This is a genomic window from Streptomyces argenteolus (genome assembly GCF_042902585.1).
GTDB lineage: Bacteria > Actinomycetota > Actinomycetes > Streptomycetales > Streptomycetaceae > Streptomyces > Streptomyces argenteolus.
Genome location: NZ_JBIBEG010000001.1, coordinates 1,000,278 through 1,021,417, shown reverse-complemented (window position 1 = coordinate 1,021,417; position 21,140 = coordinate 1,000,278). Strand labels below are relative to the sequence as shown.

17 protein-coding genes are annotated in these 21,140 nt (G+C 73.4%); 11 read left to right on the top strand and 6 right to left on the bottom strand.

What is annotated here, in order from left to right:
* The first annotated feature begins 115 nt into the window (after positions 1-115).
* The 4 genes from ACFY8O_RS04480 (at position 116) to ACFY8O_RS04465 (ending at position 8,747) form a co-directional block, all read left to right on the top strand.
* Positions 116-3,100 carry a protein kinase gene (locus ACFY8O_RS04480; protein WP_387898758.1) on the top strand — a complete coding sequence of 995 codons (2,985 nt, stop codon included), beginning with the start codon at positions 116-118 and terminating at the stop codon, positions 3,098-3,100.
* Positions 3,101-3,216: 116 nt separating this feature from the next.
* Positions 3,217-4,875, top strand: coding sequence for a protein kinase domain-containing protein (locus ACFY8O_RS04475; RefSeq protein ID WP_387898755.1), 1,659 nt, complete (start codon positions 3,217-3,219; stop codon positions 4,873-4,875).
* 333 nt (positions 4,876-5,208) lie between these two features.
* A complete protein-coding gene (locus tag ACFY8O_RS04470) occupies positions 5,209-6,846 on the top strand; it encodes a succinic semialdehyde dehydrogenase (protein ID WP_387898752.1) in 1,638 nt (545 codons plus the stop codon).
* A gap of 65 nt (positions 6,847-6,911) precedes the next feature.
* Positions 6,912-8,747 (top strand): GMC oxidoreductase, encoded by a 1,836-nt coding sequence (locus tag ACFY8O_RS04465; protein WP_145803965.1) that lies wholly within the window; start codon positions 6,912-6,914, stop codon positions 8,745-8,747.
* A 107-nt stretch (positions 8,748-8,854) separates the two neighbouring features.
* Here ACFY8O_RS04465 and ACFY8O_RS04460 read toward each other — a convergent pair whose 3' ends face one another.
* A complete protein-coding gene (locus tag ACFY8O_RS04460; RefSeq protein WP_387898749.1) occupies positions 8,855-9,007 on the bottom strand; it encodes a hypothetical protein in 153 nt (50 codons plus the stop codon).
* Between the two features lie 624 nt (positions 9,008-9,631).
* Positions 9,632-9,934, bottom strand: coding sequence for a chorismate mutase (locus ACFY8O_RS04455; RefSeq protein WP_145803964.1), 303 nt, complete (start codon positions 9,932-9,934; stop codon positions 9,632-9,634).
* A 312-nt stretch (positions 9,935-10,246) separates the two neighbouring features.
* Here ACFY8O_RS04455 and guaA point away from each other — a divergent pair, with 312 nt between their 5' ends.
* From guaA to ACFY8O_RS04435, 4 genes are all read left to right on the top strand, one after another.
* Positions 10,247-11,833, top strand: coding sequence for a glutamine-hydrolyzing GMP synthase (gene guaA, locus ACFY8O_RS04450; RefSeq protein WP_145803963.1), 1,587 nt, complete (start codon positions 10,247-10,249; stop codon positions 11,831-11,833).
* 167 nt (positions 11,834-12,000) lie between these two features.
* Positions 12,001-12,756: an SAM-dependent methyltransferase gene (locus ACFY8O_RS04445; protein ID WP_387898746.1), complete on the top strand. Its 756-nt coding sequence runs from the start codon at positions 12,001-12,003 to the stop codon at positions 12,754-12,756.
* Positions 12,757-12,953: 197 nt separating this feature from the next.
* Positions 12,954-14,222: a hypothetical protein gene (locus tag ACFY8O_RS04440; protein ID WP_387898743.1), complete on the top strand. Its 1,269-nt coding sequence runs from the start codon at positions 12,954-12,956 to the stop codon at positions 14,220-14,222.
* Between the two features lie 77 nt (positions 14,223-14,299).
* Positions 14,300-14,809 (top strand): DoxX family protein, encoded by a 510-nt coding sequence (locus ACFY8O_RS04435; protein ID WP_387899577.1) that lies wholly within the window; start codon positions 14,300-14,302, stop codon positions 14,807-14,809.
* On the opposite strand, the gene ACFY8O_RS04430 is transcribed toward ACFY8O_RS04435, so the two are convergent.
* The gene (locus ACFY8O_RS04430; RefSeq protein ID WP_145803958.1) at positions 14,716-14,979 is read right to left on the bottom strand and encodes a hypothetical protein; all 264 of its coding nucleotides are present in this window, start codon (positions 14,977-14,979) and stop codon (positions 14,716-14,718) included. The genes ACFY8O_RS04435 and ACFY8O_RS04430 overlap by 94 nt on opposite strands.
* Positions 14,966-16,300, bottom strand: a complete 1,335-nt coding sequence (locus ACFY8O_RS04425; RefSeq protein ID WP_387898740.1) for a PspC domain-containing protein — start codon at positions 16,298-16,300, stop codon at positions 14,966-14,968. Before ACFY8O_RS04425 ends, ACFY8O_RS04430 begins: the two co-directional genes overlap by 14 nt.
* Positions 16,301-16,484: 184 nt before the next feature.
* On the opposite strand from ACFY8O_RS04425, the gene ACFY8O_RS04420 reads away from it, so the two are divergent.
* A complete protein-coding gene (locus ACFY8O_RS04420) occupies positions 16,485-17,771 on the top strand; it encodes a PspC domain-containing protein (RefSeq protein ID WP_145803954.1) in 1,287 nt (428 codons plus the stop codon).
* Positions 17,768-18,463 (top strand): LuxR C-terminal-related transcriptional regulator, encoded by a 696-nt coding sequence (locus ACFY8O_RS04415; RefSeq protein ID WP_145803952.1) that lies wholly within the window; start codon positions 17,768-17,770, stop codon positions 18,461-18,463. Before ACFY8O_RS04420 ends, ACFY8O_RS04415 begins: the two co-directional genes overlap by 4 nt.
* Positions 18,464-18,557: 94 nt before the next feature.
* Here the strand turns inward: ACFY8O_RS04415 and ACFY8O_RS04410 are convergent, their stop codons facing one another.
* Positions 18,558-19,313 carry a GNAT family N-acetyltransferase gene (locus tag ACFY8O_RS04410; RefSeq protein ID WP_387898735.1) on the bottom strand — a complete coding sequence of 252 codons (756 nt, stop codon included), beginning with the start codon at positions 19,311-19,313 and terminating at the stop codon, positions 18,558-18,560.
* A gap of 12 nt (positions 19,314-19,325) precedes the next feature.
* A complete protein-coding gene (locus ACFY8O_RS04405) occupies positions 19,326-20,396 on the bottom strand; it encodes a C40 family peptidase (protein ID WP_387898732.1) in 1,071 nt (356 codons plus the stop codon).
* 357 nt (positions 20,397-20,753) lie between these two features.
* On the opposite strand from ACFY8O_RS04405, the gene ACFY8O_RS04400 reads away from it, so the two are divergent.
* Positions 20,754-21,107: a hypothetical protein gene (locus ACFY8O_RS04400; RefSeq protein ID WP_387898729.1), complete on the top strand. Its 354-nt coding sequence runs from the start codon at positions 20,754-20,756 to the stop codon at positions 21,105-21,107.
* Positions 21,108-21,140: the final 33 nt, after the last annotated feature.

Sequence of the window (21,140 nt, the reverse complement as noted above, 5' to 3'; positions counted from 1 at the left end):
AGAGGACGAGGACCGTACGCAGCCGCAATCGTGGATCAATTGCACAGTAAGTGACCGCAATTGATGGATTATGCGGTCTTCATGACCGGGGGACAGCGCGCTCTGGGGAGGCGTCGTGGACGACTACGCGGGTCGGGTACTGGCCGACCGCTACCGCCTTCCGCTGCCTCCTTCCGATGCGTACGAACTGGCGGAAACCAGGGCGTTCGACACCTACAGCGGGCAAGAAGTCCTGGTCCGGCAGGTGCCGTTGCCGGAGGTCGTGGACGCCGAGGTGCTCGACGGCGAGGGGCTGCCCTCGGCCGCCAGGCGCGCCTCGGGGCGTACGGTGCGGCGCTCGACGGACCCGGCGGTCCGGAGGGCCATCGAGGCCGCGCAGGCGGCGGCCCAGGTGCCCGACCATCCGCGTCTGGACCAGGTCTTCGACGTGTTCGCCGAGGCCGGATCGCTCTGGATAGTGAGCGAACTGGTGGCCGCCCGGCCGCTCGCCGCGCTGCTCGCGGAACGGCCGCTCAATCCCTACCGGGCCGCGGAGATCGGTTCCGACGTGCTCACGGCGCTGCGCGTGCTGCACGCCCACGGCTGGACCCACCGCAACATCACCGTCCGCACGGTGCTGGTCTGCGACGACGGCCGGGTCGTGCTGACCGGACTGGCGGCGGGGGCGGCCGAGGAAGCGCTGTGCGGATACGTTCCCGTGCCGCAGCCGGACGGGGAGGACACCTACGGGCCCCCCGCGGTGGAGACGGGCCCCACCGGCCCGTACGAGCCGCCCGAGCGCGGCGCCGGGCCCGCACCTCTCCCGCCGGGCGACGCCTTCCACGCCCCCGGCGCCCTTCCCGCTCCGGACCCCGCTCCGCACACGCCCCACGCCCTGCCCGCCGAGGACGCTCCCTACGCGGGCGGACCGCCTGCCGAGGACGCTCCGTACGCGGGTGGACTCCCCGCCGAGGACGCTCCGTACGCCGGTGGACCGCTCGCTCGGGAGGGAGCGCACGAGCCGTACGGCCTCCCGGCCCAGGACGCTCCGCACGAGCCGTACGCCCTCCCGGCTCCGGACAGCCCTCCGTACGCGCCGCAGGCTCTCCCCGCCCAGGACGCCCGGCGGGCCGGTGAGCCGCCCGCCCAGGAAGCCCTGCCCGCGCCCAGGGCCTCCGGCGACGGTCCGCCCACCCCGGCGTCCCGCGCCGAGCCGGCCCAGCTCCCGGCCCCGCCCGGGGCCGGGAGCGCGGCGCAGCTGCGTGCCGCGCGTGCCGGTGCCATCGCCGCCTACCGCGCGGGCGCCCGCGCGGCGGCCCGTGCGGGCGAACAGCAGAGGCGCGCGGAAGCGGAACCGGCGGACCGCGAGCGTGAGGCGGGCGAGGCCGGGCGCGAGGAGCCGGCGGCTCCTCCCGCCTCCGGCCCCCCGCAGCTGACCGGCGGTAGCTGGGGCAGGGCGGCCGGCGACGCCTACCCGTACGACGACGAGGACGACGAGGACGACGACGAGGACCCGGGCGGCCCGCCGCCTCCCGGCCGTCGCGTCCACCTCGCCGGCACCTGGGGCGACGGCCCCGGCGCCGGCCGCCCCGTGCCCGCCGGAGGCAGTTCGGGAGGACCGGGACGCTCCGGCGAGGACGCGCTGCGCGCCGACGCCCAGCGTCTCGGCGGCGGGGCCGTGGAGCGCCGGGACCGGCTTCCGCAGCCCGCGACGGCCCGACGGCCCGCCGGCGGGTGGGACGAGGTCGTGGCCGGAAGGGGCGAGGCACCCGCCTATCGCGGCCCCGCGACCCCTCTGGCCGCCGAACGCGCCCGGCAGGCACGTATCGCCGTCGTCGGCGCGGTCACCGAGCGGTGGGCTCCCGAGCAGGCCGGGCCGGTGCACGACAACTGGCAGCTGGCCCCGCCCATCGGCCCCTCGACCGACCTGTGGGCGCTCGGCGCCCTCCTCTACCGCGCCGTGCAGGGCCATGCCCCGTACCCCGAGGAGAATGCCGCCGAGCTCGTCCAGATGGTCTGTGGAGAGCCGCCCGCCTTCGCGGAGGAGTGCGGCCCGCTGCGCCCCGTCGTGGAGTCGTTGCTGCGCCAGGACCCCACGGAGCGCCCCGACTTCGAGGAGCTGCGCGGCTGGCTGCGCTCCCTCGTGCGTTCGGCCCCCGAGCCCGAGGCCGGCGCCGACATCGTCGCGATGCCGCCCGCCGACGCCACCCGCCTGCCGGTGGTCCGTCGCCGTGGCGAGCTGGTGCGGCGGCGCCGGGGCCGCGGTGCGGCGCACGGCAGGCACCGGCAGGGCAGGTCGCAGCGCGGCGAGAAGCAGTACGAGAGCCGGCAGGCGTACGAGAAGCCGCCGCGCGCGCCCCGCGAGCCCAAGGGGCCCAAGGTGCTGCGCCAGCCGCCGCCCGGCCGCCGGGGGCCCCGGCGGCTCGGACGGCTGTTGCTGGTGCTGATCCTGCTGCTCATGGCCGCGGCCGTGGCCTACGCGGTGATGTTCATGCCCAAGGCGGATTCCGGATCAGGGGCGGGAGCCGCGCCCGCGGACTCCGTCGCGCCCGCGGACCCGGATTCCGGCAGCCCGTCCGCAGGGGCGACGGCGTCCTCCGGCGCCTCGGCGTCCTCCGGCTCGTCGGGCTCCGAGAAACCGCAGACCAGCCGCTCGGCCGTCGCCCTCGCGCCGGGCTACAAGCTCCGTGAGGACGCGGAGGGCTTCGAGATCGGTGTGCCGGAGGACTGGCAGCGCAGCCCCGCCAACGCGGACCGTCAGATCCGTTACGGCGGCGACGGGTTCAGCGTCCTGGTCGTGCCCGGCCGGGACACCGTCAAGGCGCACGGCAGCGATCCGCTGGACTACCAGCGGACCGGTGAACCCGAGCTGAAGCCCTTCCGCGAGTCCAGCTGGGCCACCTCGACGGGGCTGCGCCGCGTCGATGTCGGCAAACAGGCCATGGCGGAGGGGCAGTTCACCTGGCAGGAGAGCGGCGGCCGGCAGGTGTACGTCCGCAACCTGGTCATGATCGTCGACGGCAGGTACCACATCCTGCAGGTCATCGGCCCGGAGAACGAGCGGGACAAGGTCTCCGACATCTACGAGCAGGCCATCTCCTCGTACCGCGTGGGCTCCTGACGGACCGCCGGGGCGACGCGACAAGCGTCACAGTGCGGTCTCGTGGGCGGTGCGAGGTTACGCCGTGCCGCCCCCGTCCGTAATCTGTCGTCCCGAGGAACGGGGCGGGGACACACGTGGAACACGCGCAGGGAACGGACGCGGGGATCGTACTGGCCGGGAGGTACCGGCTGGGTGACGTCCTGGGCCGGGGCGGCATGGGCAAGGTGTGGCGGGCCCACGACGAGGTGCTCCACCGGACGGTGGCGGTGAAGGAGCTGACCGCCGGACTGTACGCCGCCGAGGCGGACCGGGCCGTGCTGCACGCCCGCACGCAGAAGGAAGCGCGTGCGGCGGCCCGCATCACCCACCCGGGGGTCGTGACCGTCCACGACGTCATCGAGTACGACCACCGCCCCTGGATCGTCATGCAGTACGTCGACGGCCCCTCGCTCGCCGACGCGGCGAAGGAGTCCGGCGAGGTCGAGCCGCGCGAGGCGGCGAGGATCGGGCTGCACGTGCTGAGCGCCCTGCGGGCCGCCCACGGCGCCGGTGTGCTGCACCGTGACGTGAAGCCGGCCAACGTCCTGCTCGCCCGTGACGGGCAGGTGCTCCTGACCGACTTCGGGATCGCCGCGATCGAGGGGGACTCCACCATCACCAGGACGGGTGAGCTGGTGGGCTCCATCGACTACCTGGCACCCGAGCGGGTGCGCGGGGGCGATCCGGGTCCGGCGTCCGACCTCTGGTCGCTGGGTGCCACGCTCTACACGGCCGTCGAGGGCACCTCGCCCTTCCGCCGCAGCTCACCCATCTCCACCATGCAGGCCGTCGTCACGGAGGAGCCGCCTCCGCCGCTGCGCGGCGGCGCCCTGGAACCCGTGATCACCGCGCTGCTGCGCAAGGACCCCGCGGACCGGCCGACGGCCGAGGAGACCGAGCGGATGCTCCTGGACGCGATGGAGGGGCGCAGGCCCCGGGCCGCGCAGGCGCACGTACCGACGCAGCGGGTCTCCGAGGAGCAGCTGCGCGCCTTCGCCGCACCGGACGGCTCGACGGCCCACCTCGCCCAGCCCCTGCCCCCGCCGCCCGCGCCCCCGTACACCTCCGCCCCCGGGAGCGGCGGGGGCCGGTGGCGCGTCGTCCTGCTGGTGCTTGTGCTGGCCGCGCTGCTGGGCGGTGCGGCCGGCCTCGCCGCGATGAAGTTCGGGGACGAGAGCGCGGACACCTCGGGCGGCACGAGGGAGCGGAGCACCGCCGGTCCGGCCCCCTCGCCCTCGTCCTCGACGGTGCCGAGCGCCGACCCGGCGGTGGAGGAGTCCGCGCCGGACGAGACACCCGACGGCTGGAAGCGGGTCCAGGATCCCGAGGGCTTCAGTCTCCTCGTCCCCGAGGGCTGGGAGCGCCGGACGGAGAACGGGCAGATCGACTACACGCCGGACGGCGGCGCCCACCGCATGAGGATCAGCCTCGATCCGCAGCCCGACTTCGACAACCCCCTCGACCACATGCGGAGCATCGAGAAGGATCTCGCCGCACGGCTCCCGGGGTACGCACGCCTGACGATGGAGTCGAACACCTTCCGCGACCGCCCCGGCTCCCGCTGGGAGTTCACCTGGGTGGAGTCCAAGGACCACCCGGGCCCGCGTCACGGGATCGACCAGATGTACTTCGCCGGGACGGGCGGTCCCGAGTACGCGCTCTACCTGACCGGGCCCGCGGAGGACCGGGAGGAGACGCGGCAGCTCTTCGAGACGATGCTGCGGAGCTGGCAGCCGCCGGAGAGCGCGGGGTGACAACCGCCGCACCCGCCTCCGGACCGGGGTGGCCGCCCCGACTCGGTGCGCCCGGCCCCGGACAGGCGCACCCGCGACCCCTGCGGACCGCCCTACCCGCCCCCGGAACGCCGTGGCGCACCTTCGGACCGGCGTGACGGTGCGGGAGGGCGAAGATTCACGATTCCTGGCGCGCGCATCCACGGATGCACCGCGTATCGCTCCTGATCAGCAGTTATGCCGCCAGTGATCACTGGCTAGGTATCCGTGGGCGGAAGGACTCTCCGGCCGGGTCTGTGAAAACCTGTTACCCACGGGTACCCAAAGTGGTCGAGTGGACATACTCTCGCCCTCATGACGGACTCGCAGGCCTCCACGACCACCTCGGCCGCCCCCGGCGCCCGCGTCGGCACCAACCCGGTGGCAGCCGCCCCCGCGGGCGCACGCACCGCCGCCGACGTGGTCACGCCCGAGGTGATCGCCCAGCTGACCCGTGACATCGTCGGCTCCGGCCGCACGGCCAACCACAGCCCCTTCACCGGGGAGAAGCTGGCCGACCTGCCCGAGTCCACCCCCGAGGACGTCGAGATCGCGTTCGACCGCGCCCGCGCGGCCCAGTCCGCCTGGGCCGCGACCTCCGTACGGGCCAGGGCCGCGGTGCTGCTCCGCTTCCACGACCTCGTCCTGCAGCGCCAGTCCGAGGTCCTCGACCTCATCCAGCTGGAGACGGGCAAGGCCAGGCTGCACGCCCACGAGGAGGTGCAGGCCGTCGCGGTCGCCGCCCGGCACTACGGGCGCAGGGCCGTCTCGTATCTGAAGCCGAAGCGGCACACCGGTGTCGTGCCGACCCTCACCAAGGTCACCGAACTGCGCCAGCCGCGCGGGGTGATCGGCCAGATCGCCCCTTGGAACTACCCGCTCGAACTCTCCGTCGGTGACGCGCTCCCCGCCTTCGTCTCCGGCAACGCCGTCGTGATGAAGCCGGACACGGAGACCGCGCTGACCGCCCTGTGGGCCCGTGACCTGCTCATCGAGGCCGGACTGCCCGCCGGGGTGTTCCAGGTCGTCATCGGCGAGGGGCCGGTCGTCGGCCCGGCGGTCGTCAGCCACGCCGACTACGTCTCCTTCACCGGCTCCACCCGTACCGGCCGCGAGGTCGCGCAGGGCGCCGCCGCCCGGCTCGTCGGCGTCTCCCTCGAACTCGGCGGCAAGAACGCCATGCTCGTCCTGGAGGACGCCGACGTGGAGAAGGCCGCCGCGGGTGCGGTCCGCGCCTGCTTCTCCTCCGCCGGGCAGCTCTGCATCTCCATCGAGCGGCTCTACGTCCACGCCTCGGTCGCCGACGCCTTCCTCGAGCGCTTCGCCGCCCGCACGAAGGCGATGCGCCTCGGCAACTCCCTGGCGTACGGCGCCGACATGGGCTCCCTGGTCGGCGAACGGCAGCTGGAGACCGTCAGCAGGCATGTCGCCGAGGCCGTCGAGAAGGGTGCCACCCTCGTCGCGGGCGGCGTCGCCCGTCCCGACATCGGCCCGCTCTTCTACGAGCCGACCATCCTCGACGGCGTCCAGGCACCGATGGCCGTGTGCGACGAGGAGACCTTCGGCCCCGTCGTCTCCGTCTACCGCTTCAGCGACGACGAGGAGGCCGTGGCCCTCGCCAACGCCACCCCGTACGGCCTGAACTCCAGCGTCTGGACGAAGGACGCCCGGCGCGGCCACCGCGTCGCCGCGCGGCTGCGGACCGGCACCGTCAACATCAACGAGGGGTACGCCCCCGCGTACGGCAGCGTCCAGTCGCCCATGGGCGGCATGAAGGACTCCGGTCTCGGCCGGCGGCACGGCTCCGAGGGCATCCTCAAGTACACCGAGGCGCAGACGGTCGCCCAGCAGCGGCTGATCCCCCTCGCTCCGGCCTTCGGGATGGACGACGAGAAGTACGCGGCCTTCATGAGCCGCAGCCTCCAGGTGATGAAGGCCTTCCGGCTGCGCTGACCGCCCGGCGGGCCCTCCCGCGCCCTCACCCGCTCCTACCTGCCCTTTTCGTACCGAGGAGAGCCATGTCCCAGGACAGCCCTGCCCAGAACCAGGCCGGACCGGCCGCTCCGGCCGCGGACGACGACGCGTACGACTACGACGTCCTCGTCGTGGGTTCGGGCTTCGGCGGCGCGGTCTCGGCCCTGCGGCTCAGTGAGAAGGGGTACCGGGTGGGCGTCCTGGAGGCGGGCCGCCGCTTCACGCGCGCGACGCTCCCCAAGAACTCCTGGGACATCAAGAACTACCTGTGGGCCCCCGCCCTCGGCCTGTTCGGCATCCAGCGCGTGCACCTGCTGGGCAAGGTGATGGTCCTGGCGGGCGCAGGTGTCGGCGGCGGCTCCCTCAACTACGCCAACACGCTGTACGTGCCGCCCGCCCCGTTCTTCGAAGACAGCCAGTGGGCCGGGATCACCGACTGGAAGACGGAGCTGGCGCCGTACTACGACCAGGCGAAGCGGATGCTGGGCGTACGGCTGAACCCGACCGTGACCCCGGCCGACGTCCACCTCAAGGCCGTCGCCGAGTCCATGGGCGTCGGCGACAGCTTCCACCTCGCCCCGGTCGGCGTGTTCTTCGGGGACGGCCGCGACGCCGACGGATCGGCACGGACGAAGCCCGGAGGAGAGGTCGCCGACCCCTACTTCGGTGGCGCCGGACCGGCCCGCAAGGCCTGCTCCGAGTGCGGCGAGTGCATGACGGGCTGCCGCCGCGGCGCGAAGAACACCCTGAACGAGAACTACCTGTACCTCGCGGAGAAGGCCGGGGCCGTCATCCACCCGATGACGTCCGTCGTCGCGGTCACCGAGGACGCCGACGGCGGCCACCGGGTGTCGACCGTCCCGACGAACCGCCGCAAGGCGGCCCCGACCGTGCTGCGGGCCCGGAAGGTGGTCATCGCGGCCGGTACGTACGGCACACAGACCCTGCTGCACACCATGAAGGACGAAGGGCTGCTGCCCCGGCTGTCGCCACGGCTCGGCGAGCTCACCCGCACCAACTCCGAGGGCCTCGTGGGAGCGCAGACCAGCGACCGCCGCTACCGCAAGAAGCACGGCATCGCCAAGGCCGACTTCACCCAGGGCGTGGCCATCACCTCGTCGATCCACCCCGACGAGAACACCCACATCGAGCCGGTGCGCTACGGCAAGGGCTCCAACGCCATGGGTGCGCTCACCATCCTCCAGGTGCCCTACAGCACGCACCGGGTGCTGAGCTGGTTCGGCAACGTGGCCCGGCACCCGTGGCTCACGATGCGCTCGCTGTCCAACCGGCGCTGGTCGGAGCGGACCATCATCGGCCTCGTCATGCAGTCGCTGGACAACTCGCTGACCGCGTACCGCAAGCCCCGCGGCGTCGGCAAGGGACTGCTCACCGCCCGGCAGGGGCACGGCTCGCCCAACCCGACCCAGATAGCGGAGGCCACCCAGGGCGCGACCCTGCTCGCCGAGGAGATCAACGGCTTCGCGGGCTCCAACATCGGGGAGCTGATGGGCACCCCGCTCACCGCGCACTTCCTCGGGGGCTGCCCCATCGGAGCGGGCCCGGACGAGGGGGTCATCGATCCCTACCACCGGCTGTACGGGCACCCGGGCATCTCCGTGGTCGACGGCTCCGCGGTCTCCGCCAACCTCGGCGTCAACCCGTCGCTGACCATCACGGCGCAGGCGGAGCGCGCGATGTCGTTCTGGCCCAACAAGGGCGAGGAGGACCCGCGCCCCGCGCAGGAGGCGGCCTACGAGCGCCTCTCCGCCGTCGCGCCGAAGTCACCCGCCGTGCCGGAGCAGGCCTTCGGCGCCCTGAAGCTGCCGTTCCTGGCCGTCCCGGTCGTACCCCCGAAGCCGGCCGTCACCGAGGCCTGAGCCCGGCGGCGGGCGGAGCGGGCCCGGACGGCGAGAAGGGGCTGCACCCCCCTCCGAGTGCAGCCCCTCCCCGTACCCGCCGGTGACGCGCGCCTCTGGCGGCGGAGTCACCGTTCCTGCGCCGCCGCACGACCGACATCGCCGGCACCCAGCACCACGTCCGCGCCGCCCGCGAGGGCGACCATCGGCGTGCTGGAGGAGGAACCGGTTTCGGCGAGGCTCCCGGTGATCCCGGCGGTGTCGGCCGCCGGCTCCGTCACGGGGACAGGCACCTTCGCCGCCACGGACGGACCTGTGGTGTTCGCCCTGCATGACCTGTGAGGTGGGGAAACGGTTGTCCCTGGATTCACACCATCCTCATGTGACCCTCGCCACGCGCTGTGCGCCGTGCCTGACGGGGGGCGCCTGACCCCGTGACCCCGTACCGCGCGACTCCGCGCACCGGGGGCGCCGTGACCGCGCCGGACGGGTCTCGCACCCGCCGTGAAGAAGAGGCCGTCTGTAATCGCCGTACGGAAGACCGAGGGCGGCCGGTCCCGGGCGTCCCCGGGGCCGGCCGCACATGGGTGACCGGGCTGCTGTCCCCTGCCGACCGGTCACACGCGCCGGAACGTGGTCCCACGGCGTACCGCTGGTACGCCACACGTCCCGGCGGAGCCACGCGTGGATTCCTACCGATGTTTCCGCCCCTGGCTGGCACGGACACAGGGACCAACGAGGCCTCCTCCGGCCCGGTCACGCGCCGTACGGGTGAGACCGGGCCCGAACGCGGGTGCGGCCGTACAGCCTCGCCGCACGGACGTCCAGGCTCCCGGCGCGCCCGCGCGGCGCTGCCAGGGCCGGCGCGGCAAGGCCCTGGGCGGCCCGTGCGGTCCTCCCGTACGTCACACCCGGCCGCGGGACAGCTCCAGCAGCGTCATGGCCAGTGCCGTGCCCGGCTTGCCCAGCGCTTCGCTGTAGTGGCCGAGGACGTCCATCTCGCGGGAGAGGTTCACCCGGCGGCCCCCCGACGTGATCCGCGCCTCCTGGATGACCGCCGAGACGGCCATCCGTTCCTGGACGAGACCGATGATCCGGTCGTCCAGGGCGTCGATGCGCGCGCGGGCGTCCCCGATCAGGGTGGCGGCCTCGTCGGTGTGGGCGCCGGTCAGTTCGGCGGCGGTCCTGGTGGGTGCTGTGCTGTTCATCGGTGTCTCCCGGGGGCTGCCGGCCCCGGCGCGACAGACCCGGAACGCCAGAACGCCCCGGACCTGTCGGTCCGGGGCGCCTGGAAAGTTGCTTGTCAGTTGCTCAAGCAGCACGACCATGGCAGCCGGCGGACCGGATGCCATAGGTAAAGACGAAGATCGTGTGCTGACGCATGGGAGCAAGTATGGCCCCCGTGCCGGGCCCGGTCCACGGCGGGCCCGGATGGTGAGACGGCCGTCCGGCGGGGCGCCGCTCCACGGCCGGTAGAATTGGGAGGACCGACCCCCTCTCCACCGCCGGAAGGCCGCCTCGTGCCAGCAGCACCCCCCGCCGCCGCCGACATCACCACCGACGTGGTCCTCGTCGTCGACTTCGGCGCCCAGTACGCCCAGCTCATCGCCCGCCGCGTCCGTGAGGCCCGGGTCTACAGCGAGATCGTCCCGTCCACGATGCCGGTGGCCGAGATGCTGGCCAAGAACCCCCGGGCGATCATCCTGTCCGGCGGTCCCTCGTCGGTGTACGCGGAGGGCGCGCCCAGCATCGACCGTGCGCTGTTCGAGGCCGGGGTCCCGGTCTTCGGCATGTGCTACGGCTTCCAGCTGATGGCCACCACCCTCGGCGGCACGGTCGACGACAACGGCGCGCGCGAGTACGGCCGCACTCCGCTCACGGTCTCCAAGACCGGCTCCACCCTCTTCGAGGGCACCCCCGCCGAGCAGCCGGTCTGGATGTCGCACGGCGACGCCTGCTCCGCCGCTCCGGAGGGCTTCACCGTCACCGCGTCCACCGACGTCGTACCGGTCGCCGCCTTCGAGAACGACGAGAAGAAGCTGTACGGCGTCCAGTACCACCCGGAGGTCATGCACTCGACCCACGGCCAGCAGGTCCTGGAGCACTTCCTCTACCGGGGTGCGGGCATCGAGCCGACCTGGACGACCACCAACGTCGTCGAGGAGCAGATCGCCCTCATCCGCGAGCAGGTCGGCGACAAGCGCGCCATCTGCGGCCTCTCCGGAGGCGTGGACTCCGCGGTCGCCGCGGCCCTCGTGCAGAAGGCCATCGGCTCCCAGCTCACCTGCGTGTACGTCGACCACGGTCTGATGCGCAAGGGCGAGACCGAGCAGGTCGAGAAGGACTTCGTGGCCGCGACCGGCGCGAAGCTGAAGGTGGTCGACGCGGAGAAGCGCTTCCTCGACGCCCTGGCCGGGGTCTCCGACCCCGAGCAGAAGCGGAAGATCATCGGCCGCGAGTTCATCCGCGTCTTCGAGCAGGCCCAGCTGGAGATCCTCCAGGAGGACGGCCCCGAGGTCGCCTTCCTCGTCCAGGGCACCCTCTACCCGGACGTCGTCGAGTCCGGCGGCGGCACCGGCACCGCCAACATCAAGTCCCACCACAACGTGGGCGGCCTCCCCGACGACATCGAGTTCCAGCTCGTCGAGCCGCTGCGCCAGCTGTTCAAGGACGAGGTCCGGATGGTCGGCCAGGAGCTCGGCCTGCCGGAGGAGATCGTCCAGCGCCAGCCCTTCCCCGGCCCCGGTCTCGGCATCCGCATCGTCGGCGAGGTCACCAAGGAGCGGCTCGACCTCCTGCGCGAGGCGGACGCCATCGCCCGCGAGGAGCTGACCGCCGCCGGCCTGGACCGCGACATCTGGCAGTGCCCGGTGGTCCTGCTCGCCGACGTGCGCAGCGTCGGTGTCCAGGGCGACGGCCGCACCTACGGTCACCCGATCGTGCTGCGCCCGGTGTCCTCCGAGGACGCCATGACGGCCGACTGGTCGCGTCTGCCGTACGAGACGCTGGCGAAGATCTCGACCCGTATCACCAACGAGGTCGCCGAGGTCAACCGCGTGGTGCTCGACGTGACGAGCAAGCCGCCGGGGACCATCGAGTGGGAGTGACCCCTGCTCCCTGAGGCCGATGCCGATGCCGTCGCTCCTTCGTCCGGGCGGCGGCATCGTCGTATCCACCGGGGGTGCGGCACGGGAGCACTCATGGGCGCAGGTCCACCCCCGGGGTCCGTGGAAACCCATGGCGTCCGCCGGCGACCCGTGCCAGGCTCCCGGCCATGCCGAACGACGAGATCCGCGCCCTCATGGCCGCCCCCGGGAACGACCGCCTCACATGGAACACCCCGCTCTCCGAGGAACACGCCGCCCAGTTGATCGCCGCCTGCGCCCCGGCCCCCGGCGCCCGGATCGCCGACTTCGGGAGCGGCTGGGGTGAACTGCTCATGCGCCTGGTCGAAGCGGCGTCCGGATCCACCGGGGACGGCATCGAGACCGACCCGGAAGCCGTCGCGCGCGGCCAGCGGCTGGCGCGGGAGCGGGGGCTCGCCGACCGGGTGCGGTTCCACGAGGTGCCTGCGGCGGAGTTTCCGGGTGACGGCTACGACCTCGCCGTCTCCGTCGGGTCCTCGCACGCGTGGCCCGGCGGCACCCCGGACGCGCTGAAGGCCCTGCGGGCAGCCGTGCGTCCCGGTGGGCGGGTGCTGTTCGGGGACGGCTTCTGGGAGCGCGAACCCTCGGCCGCCGCCCTGGCGGGACTGGGCGCCGAGCGGGACGACTTCGGCTCGCTCCTCCAGCTGATCCGCGCGGCGGAGGCGGCGGGCCTCAGGCCGCTCCAGGTGACCGTCGCCGACCAGCGCGAGTGGGACCTCTTCGAGTCCGCCGCCGTCATAGGACGCGGCGAGCGCTGGGCGCTGGCTCATCCGGGACACCCGCTGCACGCCGGGATGACCGAGGCCGTCGACGCGCGCCGCGGCGGCTACTACGGCGGATACCGGGGCACGCTCGGCCTCGCCTACCTCGTCCTGAGCGCCTGAGGACCCCGGGCGCCGGCGCCTGAGGACCGAGGCCCCGGCGCCCGGGGGATCCCCGTCCTCAGCGCCCGGGAATCGCACATTCCGGCGACACGCGCCCCCGGTCCGCCCCGATGCGGGCGAAGGCCGCTCCGTACGGCACAATTCGCAGGAATAAGCGGCGAGTTGGTTCGATCGGGTGGGAAAGGGCGGCGTTCTCCGTGGCGTTGGACGAGGCGAGGGCGAAAAGCACGCACGGCGGTGGCTGTACGTGTGGCGACTGCCCGCACGGAGCACGCGAAGGTCACCGGCGGGCCGTGGCAGCCTTCCTCGCCAAGCGGGACGAACTCGCCGCCGGGCGGGGGCTGCCCGGCGGGGTCGCCCAGTCCGTCTCCGCGTCCCGGCAGTGGGTGTCGGACGAGCTGACCGAGTCGGCCCGCAGCGTCGCCGAACGCAGCCGCGAGGCCGGTGACGCCTGGCTCCACACCCTGTGGCGGCGCACCCTGACCGTGGTCTGGGGCGGCGTGGCCCTGCTGGTCGTCGGCGAGGCCGCCACCGCCGTCGGAGCCGGCTGGTCCACCGCCCGCACCGCCGGCCTCGTCGCCGCCTGCGTGACCGCCGGCCTGCTGACCGGCGCCGCCCGCGTCCACCGGGCCCGTGGCGGGCTCCTCGCCCCGCTGATCGGCGAGGACAACCGGCTCTCCACCTCGCGTACGATCGCCGCCTCCTGGGTGCTGCTCGCCGTCTTCGCCGTGCTCGTCCTCGCCCTGCAACTGGCCGGGGCGTCCGACCACGGCGATCGCGACCGGCTGATCGAGGGCCTGGACCTCGTCCGCTCGGCCGGCGTGCTGTCCGTGCTCGCCCTGGTGTGCGCCGTCGCCGTCGTGGTGCGCCGGGTGGTCACCGTCCGCGTCCTGTCCCAGCGCCTGCAGAAGCTGCGCGCCGACCGGCCGCGCGCCGCCGACCTGCTGACCGACGACTCCGGTCGCGGCAGCTTCACCGACGTGCAGTACGTGCTGGTCAGCACCGTCGCCGTGCTGTTCGCCGCGGTCCGCCTGGCCCGCCGCCCGGAGCAGCTGCCGGATCTGCCGTGGGGCCTCGCGGTCCTCGTGGGGGTCTCGGCGGCGACGTACTTCGCCGGGAAGTACGCGGAGGGCGGGCGCCCGGTCATCCTGTCGGTCGTACGGGCCAGGGAGGCCGGGGATCTGGACGCGCCGATCCGTACCGGCGACGACATCGAGATCCGGGGTGCCGGATTCGTGCCGCCGGGCGCCGGCAGCCCCGACCGGCTCGCCCGGGTCGTCGTCAGGATCGGCAGGGTGCACGTCCACGTCCCCCTCATCCCGGTCACCGGCGGCTTCGCCAACCCGGCGGACACCGTGCTCACCGTGCCCGTGCCCGTCGAGGTTGAACCGGGCGCCGTGGAGGTCCAGGTGGTCACCGCTGCCGGTGTCGAGACCAACTCCTGTCTCATCGACGTCACGGACTGAACCGCCCACCTGGTGAGCGGCCCCGAACCGGCGTACGTATGGTCTGTCGAAGGCCAACGGAAGGCGGGGCAGTGACGATGCACGGGTACGGCGGCGGTTCCTACGGACTGGAGGAGCCGCGCAGGCTCGGCGACCGGGCACGGCAGTACGCGCTCCTGCCCCTGCGCGTCTTCCTCGGCGTCACCTTCGTCTACGCGGGGCTCGACAAGCTGACCGACAGCGCGTTCCTGTCGGCGACCGGAGCCGGCTCGATCGGCGAGATGATGCACGCCGTACGGGACAGCTCGGCGATCCCGGGCCTCGTCGACCTCGCCCTGAAGAGCCCCGAAGGCTTCGGTTACGCCATCGCGATCGGGGAACTCCTCGTCGGTCTCGGCATCCTGGCCGGTCTGTGGGCCCGGCTCGCGGCCCTCGGGGGCGCCCTGATCTCTCTGAGCCTGTGGCTGACCGTGAGCTGGCAGACCGAGCCGTACTACTACGGCAACGACCTGATCTACCTCATGGCCTGGCTGCCGCTGCTGCTCGCGGGCGCGGCGGAGTTCTCCGCGGACGCCTTCCTCGCCTCCCGGCGCCGGCGCAGCCGGTAGCTCACCCACGTCGCCGTGGCCGCGAGCCACAGGCCGCCGGCGAACAGAGGGGCGAAGAACGTCCAGGAGGCGTCCCAGGCGCCCGCCGCGTCGGCCGCGTAGCCGCCGGCCAGGGCCAGCATGGCCAGGCCCGCGACCGCGCGGCCGGGGCGGAACTCATGACGAAGCACGGGTGACCTCCAGCTGTCCGACGCCGACTTCCACACTCAGTTCGAGCGTGCCGGCGGGTTCGCTCCCCCGGGGCGGCGCGAGGGTCCGCCGGGTGTGACGGTCGGGGGCGATGCGCACGTCCGTGCGCGGGTCCGAGGGGAACCGGACGTCGCCCAGCCCCACTTCGGCGTTCACCTTCACCGTCGCCCCCGCCGGTACGACGATCCGGGCACGGCCCGCCCCGACGCCGAGCTGCGTACGCAGGACGCCGCCCTTCGGGACGTCGACCCGGGAGAGGTCGAGCTTCGCGTCCCCGGTGCCCAGCTCATAGCGCGGCTGGACGGTGGCGACCGTGGCCGGACGCCACTCCTCACGGACCCAGTCGGTGCCGATGTCCTCCGGTACGACGGACGCGCCGGCCATCAGACCCGCCGTGATCATGGCGAGCAGAACCGTGCCGAAGCCGGTCCTGCCGAGCACGGAGGCGATCAGCAGGCCGAGGCCGAAGACCGCGAGCGCCGAGGCGAAGCCGATCTGCAGACTGACCCCCAGCGCGTGGGTGTCCCAGCTCAGCCCCGTGCCCAGGCCACCCGCCACCAGGGCGAGCACGAAGACGAGACCGCCGATCGAATGCGGGCCCCGGGTGCCCGTCGCACGGTACGGAGGACGGTAGGGAGCCTCGGCCGTCGCGCCGCCCCTGCTGATCTCCGCGGCCTCCGTCGTGGCGTTCGCCGGGCCCCACAGGTAGCCCGTCCCCGCCGGGCCCGTCGTGCCGTCCTTGACGATCGGGTCCCGCCACCAGGACGGGCTGCCCGGAGTGGGCGGCGCCTTCACCTCGGGCGGCGCCCCGTGCCCGGCGGCGTGCGGCGCGCCGCCCGGGGCGTGCGCCGAGGCCCCCGGAGTGTCCTCGGGCGCGGCCGTCCTGCGGTGCTGCGTCCAGACCGAGAAACCGACGACGCTCAGCGACAGCATCGCGGCGAAGGCCAGCATCCCGCCGTTGTGCAGCATCGACAGCAGCAGCCCGCAGCCCACCAGCGCCAGCAGCAGGGCGACCAGGGACGCGCCCTCCACCCGGCCCGACAGCAGCCGGCGGGCCTCGTTCTCCTCCTCGCCGTCCAGGGGGAGCAGCAGCCAGGCGAAGCCGTAGAAGATCAGGCCGATGCCGCCCGTCACCGCGAGGACACCGATCACGATCCGGAAGATCACCGGGTCCACGTCGCAGTACCGGCCGAGGCCGCCGCAGACTCCGGCCACCACCTTCTGGCGCGGGGTGCGCCGAAGCCGCGGCGGCGGCCCGTGGGGCGGCGTGACGCCGGGAGGGGCGTCCTGGGGAACGGTCATGGGTCCATGGTGACGGCCCGTACGCCCTCGTGGGACCCGCGACGACCCTGGCCGTTCCCTGATATTGCGCCCGGCGGCCCCTGAGGGCCCGGCCACGGCGGGAGGGGGGACCTGCCGGGCATCAGGGTCGAGTCCGGGGCCGACCCTGATGCCGAGGCACGCCCGCACGTGTGACCATCGGTCCATGCCAGCAGCCACGACCCGAGCCACGAGCTCCCACGCCCCGGAGCCGGAGGAGCCCGCGCCGCGCAAGCTGTACCGCAGCGCCGACGGGCGGATGCTCGGCGGCGTCGCGCGCGGCCTGGCCGGACACCTGGGACTGCCCGTGGCCTGGGTCCGGTTCGTCTTCCTGGGACTCTTCTTCGCGGACGGCCTCGGGGCGCTGCTCTACGCCGTCTTCTGGATCGTGGTCCCGCTCGGCGTCGGCGGGGTGGAGACGCCGCGGTCCCTCTTCGAGACCGCCCCGGACGGCAGGCGCAGACTCCGCAAGCCGGACAAGGGCCAGGTCTTCGCCCTCGTCGCCCTGCTCATCGGCGCCATGATCTTCGTCGGCAACGTCGACATGGGCAGCAAGGCGGACCGCTACGTCTGGCCCGCGCTGCTGATCGGCGCGGGCTCCGTCCTGGTGTGGCGCCAGGCCGACAACGCGCGGCGGGCCCGCTGGATCGAGGTCGGCCGCCGCCGCAGGGTGCTGCACCTCGCCCGGGGTCTGGCCGGAGTCGCCCTGGTGGGCCTCGGCCTCGCCGCCTTCATGGTGGTGCGGGGGTCGGCGGCCCAGCTCGGCACGGCGCTGACCGCCGCCATAGCGGTGCTCACGGGCATCGCGCTGCTCGCCGGCCCCTATCTCGTCCGGATGACCCAGGACCTCTCCGAGGAGCGCCTGATGCGCATCAGGGCCCAGGAGCGCGCCGAGGTCGCCGCACACGTCCACGACTCGGTCCTGCACACGCTCACCCTGATCCAGCGCAACGCGGACGACGGCGGAGAGGTCCGCAGACTCGCCCGCGCCCAGGAACGCGAACTGCGCAACTGGCTGTACAACCCGGAGGGCACGGGTAAGGAAGAGGCCGAGGAGCCTTCGAGCCTCGCCGAGGCCGTCAAGCGCGCCGCCGCCGAGGTCGAGGACAAGCACGGGGTCCCGCTGGAGGTCGTGGTCGTCGGCGACTGCCCGCTCGACGAGAAGCTGGTGGCGCAGATGCAGGCCGCACGCGAGGCGATGGTCAACGCCGCCAAGTACGGTGGCGAGGGCGGTGCCGTCCAGGTCTTCGCGGAGGTCGAGGGCCGCACGGTCTTCGTCTCCGTGCGGGACCGGGGGCCGGGATTCGACCTGGACGCCGTACCGGGCGACAGGATGGGCGTACGAGAATCGATCATCGGCCGGATGCAGCGCAACGGCGGCACGGCGCGGCTGCGTTCGGTGCCCGGCGGGGGCACGGAGGTCGAGCTGGAGATGGAGAGGGCGAGCGAATGAACGCGAACACCGAAGCGACCGGGGGCCCGGAGCGCCGGGTACGGGTCGTGCTCGTCGACGACCACCGGATGTTCCGCACCGGGGTCCAGGCCGAGATCGGCCGTACCGAGGAGACCGGGGTGGAGGTCGTCGGCGAGGCCGCCGACGTCGACCAGGCGGTCACCGTGATCACCGCGACCCGCCCCGAGGTCGTCCTCCTCGACGTCCACCTCCCGGGAGGGGGCGGGGTCGAGGTGCTGCGCCGCTGCGCCCCGATGATGGGCGCGGTCGAGAACCCGGTGCGCTTCCTGGCGCTGTCCGTCTCCGACGCCGCCGAGGACGTCATCGGGGTCATCCGGGGCGGCGCCCGTGGGTACGTCACCAAGACCATCACCGGCGCCGATCTGGTCGACTCCGTCTTCCGCGTCCAGGACGGCGACGCGGTGTTCTCGCCGAGGCTGGCCGGATTCGTCCTGGACGCCTTCGCCTCCACCGACGCCCCGCCGGTCGACGAGGACCTGGACCGGCTGACGCAGCGCGAGCGCGAGGTGCTGCGGCTGATCGCCCGGGGATACGCGTACAAGGAGATCGCCAAGCAGCTGTTCATCTCGGTGAAGACGGTCGAGTCCCACGTCTCCGCCGTGCTGCGCAAGCTCCAGCTCTCCAACCGGCACGAGCTGACCCGCTGGGCGACGGCGCGACGGCTGGTCTGAGGCGGGCCGCCGGGTCCCCTTCGCGGCCGGCCACCGTGCCCCGCCCGGCCGGTGTCCTTCGCGGCCGGCCCTCGTCACTCGCCGCCGGACCCGGTCACTCCGGGCCGAGCGAGATGTTGAGCTTCTCGCCGGTCCTGCGGTAGCCGATCCCGGCGTAGATCCGTTCCACGTCGGGGCCGCCAGGCTCCAGCCAGACGGTGTGGAAGCCGCGGTCGAAGGCGGTGCGGGTCAGCCACGCGGCGAGGGCCGCGCCGACGCCCCGGCGGCGGAAGGACGCGGCGACGGCCAGCCCGGCCAGCTCGCCGATGCCCTCGGCCGGGGCCGAGCAGCCGCCCGCGCCGGCGGGCAGGCCGTCGACGGTGGCGAGGGCGGAGACACCACCGTCCGCCGTCGCCCCGCGCAGCCAGGCGATCTCGCCCTCGTCGGGGCCGCCCTCACCACCGAAGCCGGTGTGCTGGACGGCCGCTGCCGAGGCGAACTCGTCGGCGGTGACGGGCTCGGCGATGCGCAGCCCGTCCACCGGCTTCGGCGTGAGCAGGGAGGCGGCGGTGCAGGCCATGACCGGGGCGCGGTTCTCCACCGTGAAACCGGCCGCCAGCAGGGCCGGTTCGACGGCGGGCGCCCAGGAGGGAAGGAACTCCAGCCGGGGCAGCCGCTCGTGCTCGCGGAACGCCTCGATCAGGTCGGCGATGTCCTGCGAGGTGGGCTCGGCCCCCCGGTCGGGGATGGCGTAGTTGGCGAACTTCAGCTCCCAGCCCGGGTTGTGGCGCACCGTGAACGGCCCGACCCGGTAGTGGTCCGGGGAGCGGAGGGCCAGGGTGCGCGCGTAGTTCTGGATGTCCTTGTCCATGGGACGGGGAGCCTAGGCGACCCGGGTCGCTCCGGCGAACGGCATTTCGCTGATCGGCGCGATCCGGACAGGTGCGCCCGGCCGCGGGGCGTGGATCATCTGCCCGCCGCCGATGTACAGCCCGACATGGGTGACCCCGGGGTAGAAGAACACCAGGTCACCGGGGGCCAGTTCGGAGCGGGAGACCCGTCGGCCCGCGTTGATCTGGGTGTACGTCGTGCGGGGCAGGGAGACGCCCGCCGCGCGCCAGGCGGCCTGCGTGAGTCCGGAGCAGTCGAAGGAGGAGGGCCCGGTGGCCCCCCAGACGTACGGCTTGCCGAGAGCCCCGTACGCGAAGCCCACGGCCTGTGCCGCGCGGGGGTTGGGCGCCGCCACCGATCCGCGCGGGGCGCTCCGGTCGGCGCGGACGGTGCCGCCACCGTGCGCGGCGTCCGCGGAGCGCTCGTAGTCGGCCCGCTGGGCTGCGGTGAGGGTGGCCAGCAGCTTCCTGGCACCGGCCAGCTTGGTGCGGACCGCGTCCTTGTGCTCCTTGAGCTCGGCCCGGCGGGAGGCGAGGACCGCGAGCTCGCCCTCGGCGCGGGCGCGCAGCTGTGCGAGTTCGGTGATCTGGCGGCGTACACCGTTGATCGCACCGGCCTGGCGGTCGCCGGCCCGGTCCTCGTAGGCGGCGCGCTCCAGGTACTCGTCCGGGTCGGAGGAGAGGGCCAGCCGGACGGCGGGGTCGACGCCCGCGCTGCGGTACTGGGCGGTGGCGTACGCGCCGAGGGCGTCCCGCGCGGTGTTGAGGCGCTCGGTCCTGCGGGCGGCCTCGTCGCGCAGGGCGTCGACGGACCTCTCCGAGCGGGCCGCCGTCTCCTTGGCGCCGTTGTACTTCTCGGTGGCCACCTCGGCCTCGTGGTACAGCCGGTCGACCTTGCTCTTCACCTGGGCCGGTGTGAGCTGGGGCTCGGCCTGGGCGGCGCCCTCCAGGCCGGTGGCGGTCGCGGCCCCGGCCAGGGCGAGTGTCGCGGCGGTGCGGGCAGCAGTGCCGGTGAACAGACTCTGCTTGGGCTTGCGGTGAGCGGCTTTACGATGCGCGGCCACGAGGGTGGTGCGTCCTTCCGTTCGACTGCCCGTCGGGGGGGTGCCGGCGGGCCCGCCCGGGTCCGGCGGCGGGCCACCACAGGGGGAGTGGCCCGCCGCCGGATCTCCTGGCGGGGTGACCGGGGTGCCGCCCGGTACGGGGCGGCGGTGCAGAGACGGTCACCTGGGAGGGACGCTAAACCCGGGGCACCGGGAAGAGGCGTAATGACAGCTATTGCCCGCATGTGCTGTTTCACTTCCGTCGAATGACCGGAAAAATCAACCGGAGTCCGACAATCCGCGCAGGCTCGGGGGTAATTCATCGGGAAGTCGTACCTGGCCGAAGAGTGCTGGTATGGGCGTGGTTAGGCTGCGGCCATGGACGTACTCATCAATGTCTTCGTGGCCCTGCACATCATCGGTATCGCCTCCCTGCTGGGCGGCTTCCTGACCCAGATGAAGGCCATGGGGGCGGGCACGGCGCGCTTCGTGCCGGCCATGCTGCACGGTGCGCTCACCATGCTCGTGACGGGCGTCGCCCTCGTCGGCCTCAACCAGGCCGACGACCAGACCGTGAACAACGTCAAGATCGGCGTGAAGCTGCTCGTCCTGATCGTGATCCTGGCGCTCGTCTACGTGAAGCGGGACGAGGAGAGGGTGGAGAGGGGCGCGTTCGCCGCGGTCGGCGGGCTGACGGTCGCCAACATCTTCATCGCCACGCTCTGGACCTGAGCGGCCGGCGGTCGTACGGAAAAGGGCCCGGGG

Coding starts and splice junctions, on each gene's coding strand:
- ACFY8O_RS04420 (WP_145803954.1), top strand. CDS start 16,485: ATGCCAGCAGCCACGACCCGAGCCACGAGCTCCCACGCCCCGGAGCCG.
- ACFY8O_RS04400 (WP_387898729.1), top strand. CDS start 20,754: ATGGACGTACTCATCAATGTCTTCGTGGCCCTGCACATCATCGGTATC.
- ACFY8O_RS04455 (WP_145803964.1), bottom strand. CDS start 9,934: ATGAACAGCACAGCACCCACCAGGACCGCCGCCGAACTGACCGGCGCC.
- ACFY8O_RS04410 (WP_387898735.1), bottom strand. CDS start 19,313: ATGGACAAGGACATCCAGAACTACGCGCGCACCCTGGCCCTCCGCTCC.
- ACFY8O_RS04470 (WP_387898752.1), top strand. CDS start 5,209: ATGACGGACTCGCAGGCCTCCACGACCACCTCGGCCGCCCCCGGCGCC.
- ACFY8O_RS04415 (WP_145803952.1), top strand. CDS start 17,768: ATGAACGCGAACACCGAAGCGACCGGGGGCCCGGAGCGCCGGGTACGG.
- ACFY8O_RS04465 (WP_145803965.1), top strand. CDS start 6,912: ATGTCCCAGGACAGCCCTGCCCAGAACCAGGCCGGACCGGCCGCTCCG.
- ACFY8O_RS04425 (WP_387898740.1), bottom strand. CDS start 16,300: ATGACCGTTCCCCAGGACGCCCCTCCCGGCGTCACGCCGCCCCACGGG.
- ACFY8O_RS04435 (WP_387899577.1), top strand. CDS start 14,300: ATGCACGGGTACGGCGGCGGTTCCTACGGACTGGAGGAGCCGCGCAGG.
- ACFY8O_RS04445 (WP_387898746.1), top strand. CDS start 12,001: ATGCCGAACGACGAGATCCGCGCCCTCATGGCCGCCCCCGGGAACGAC.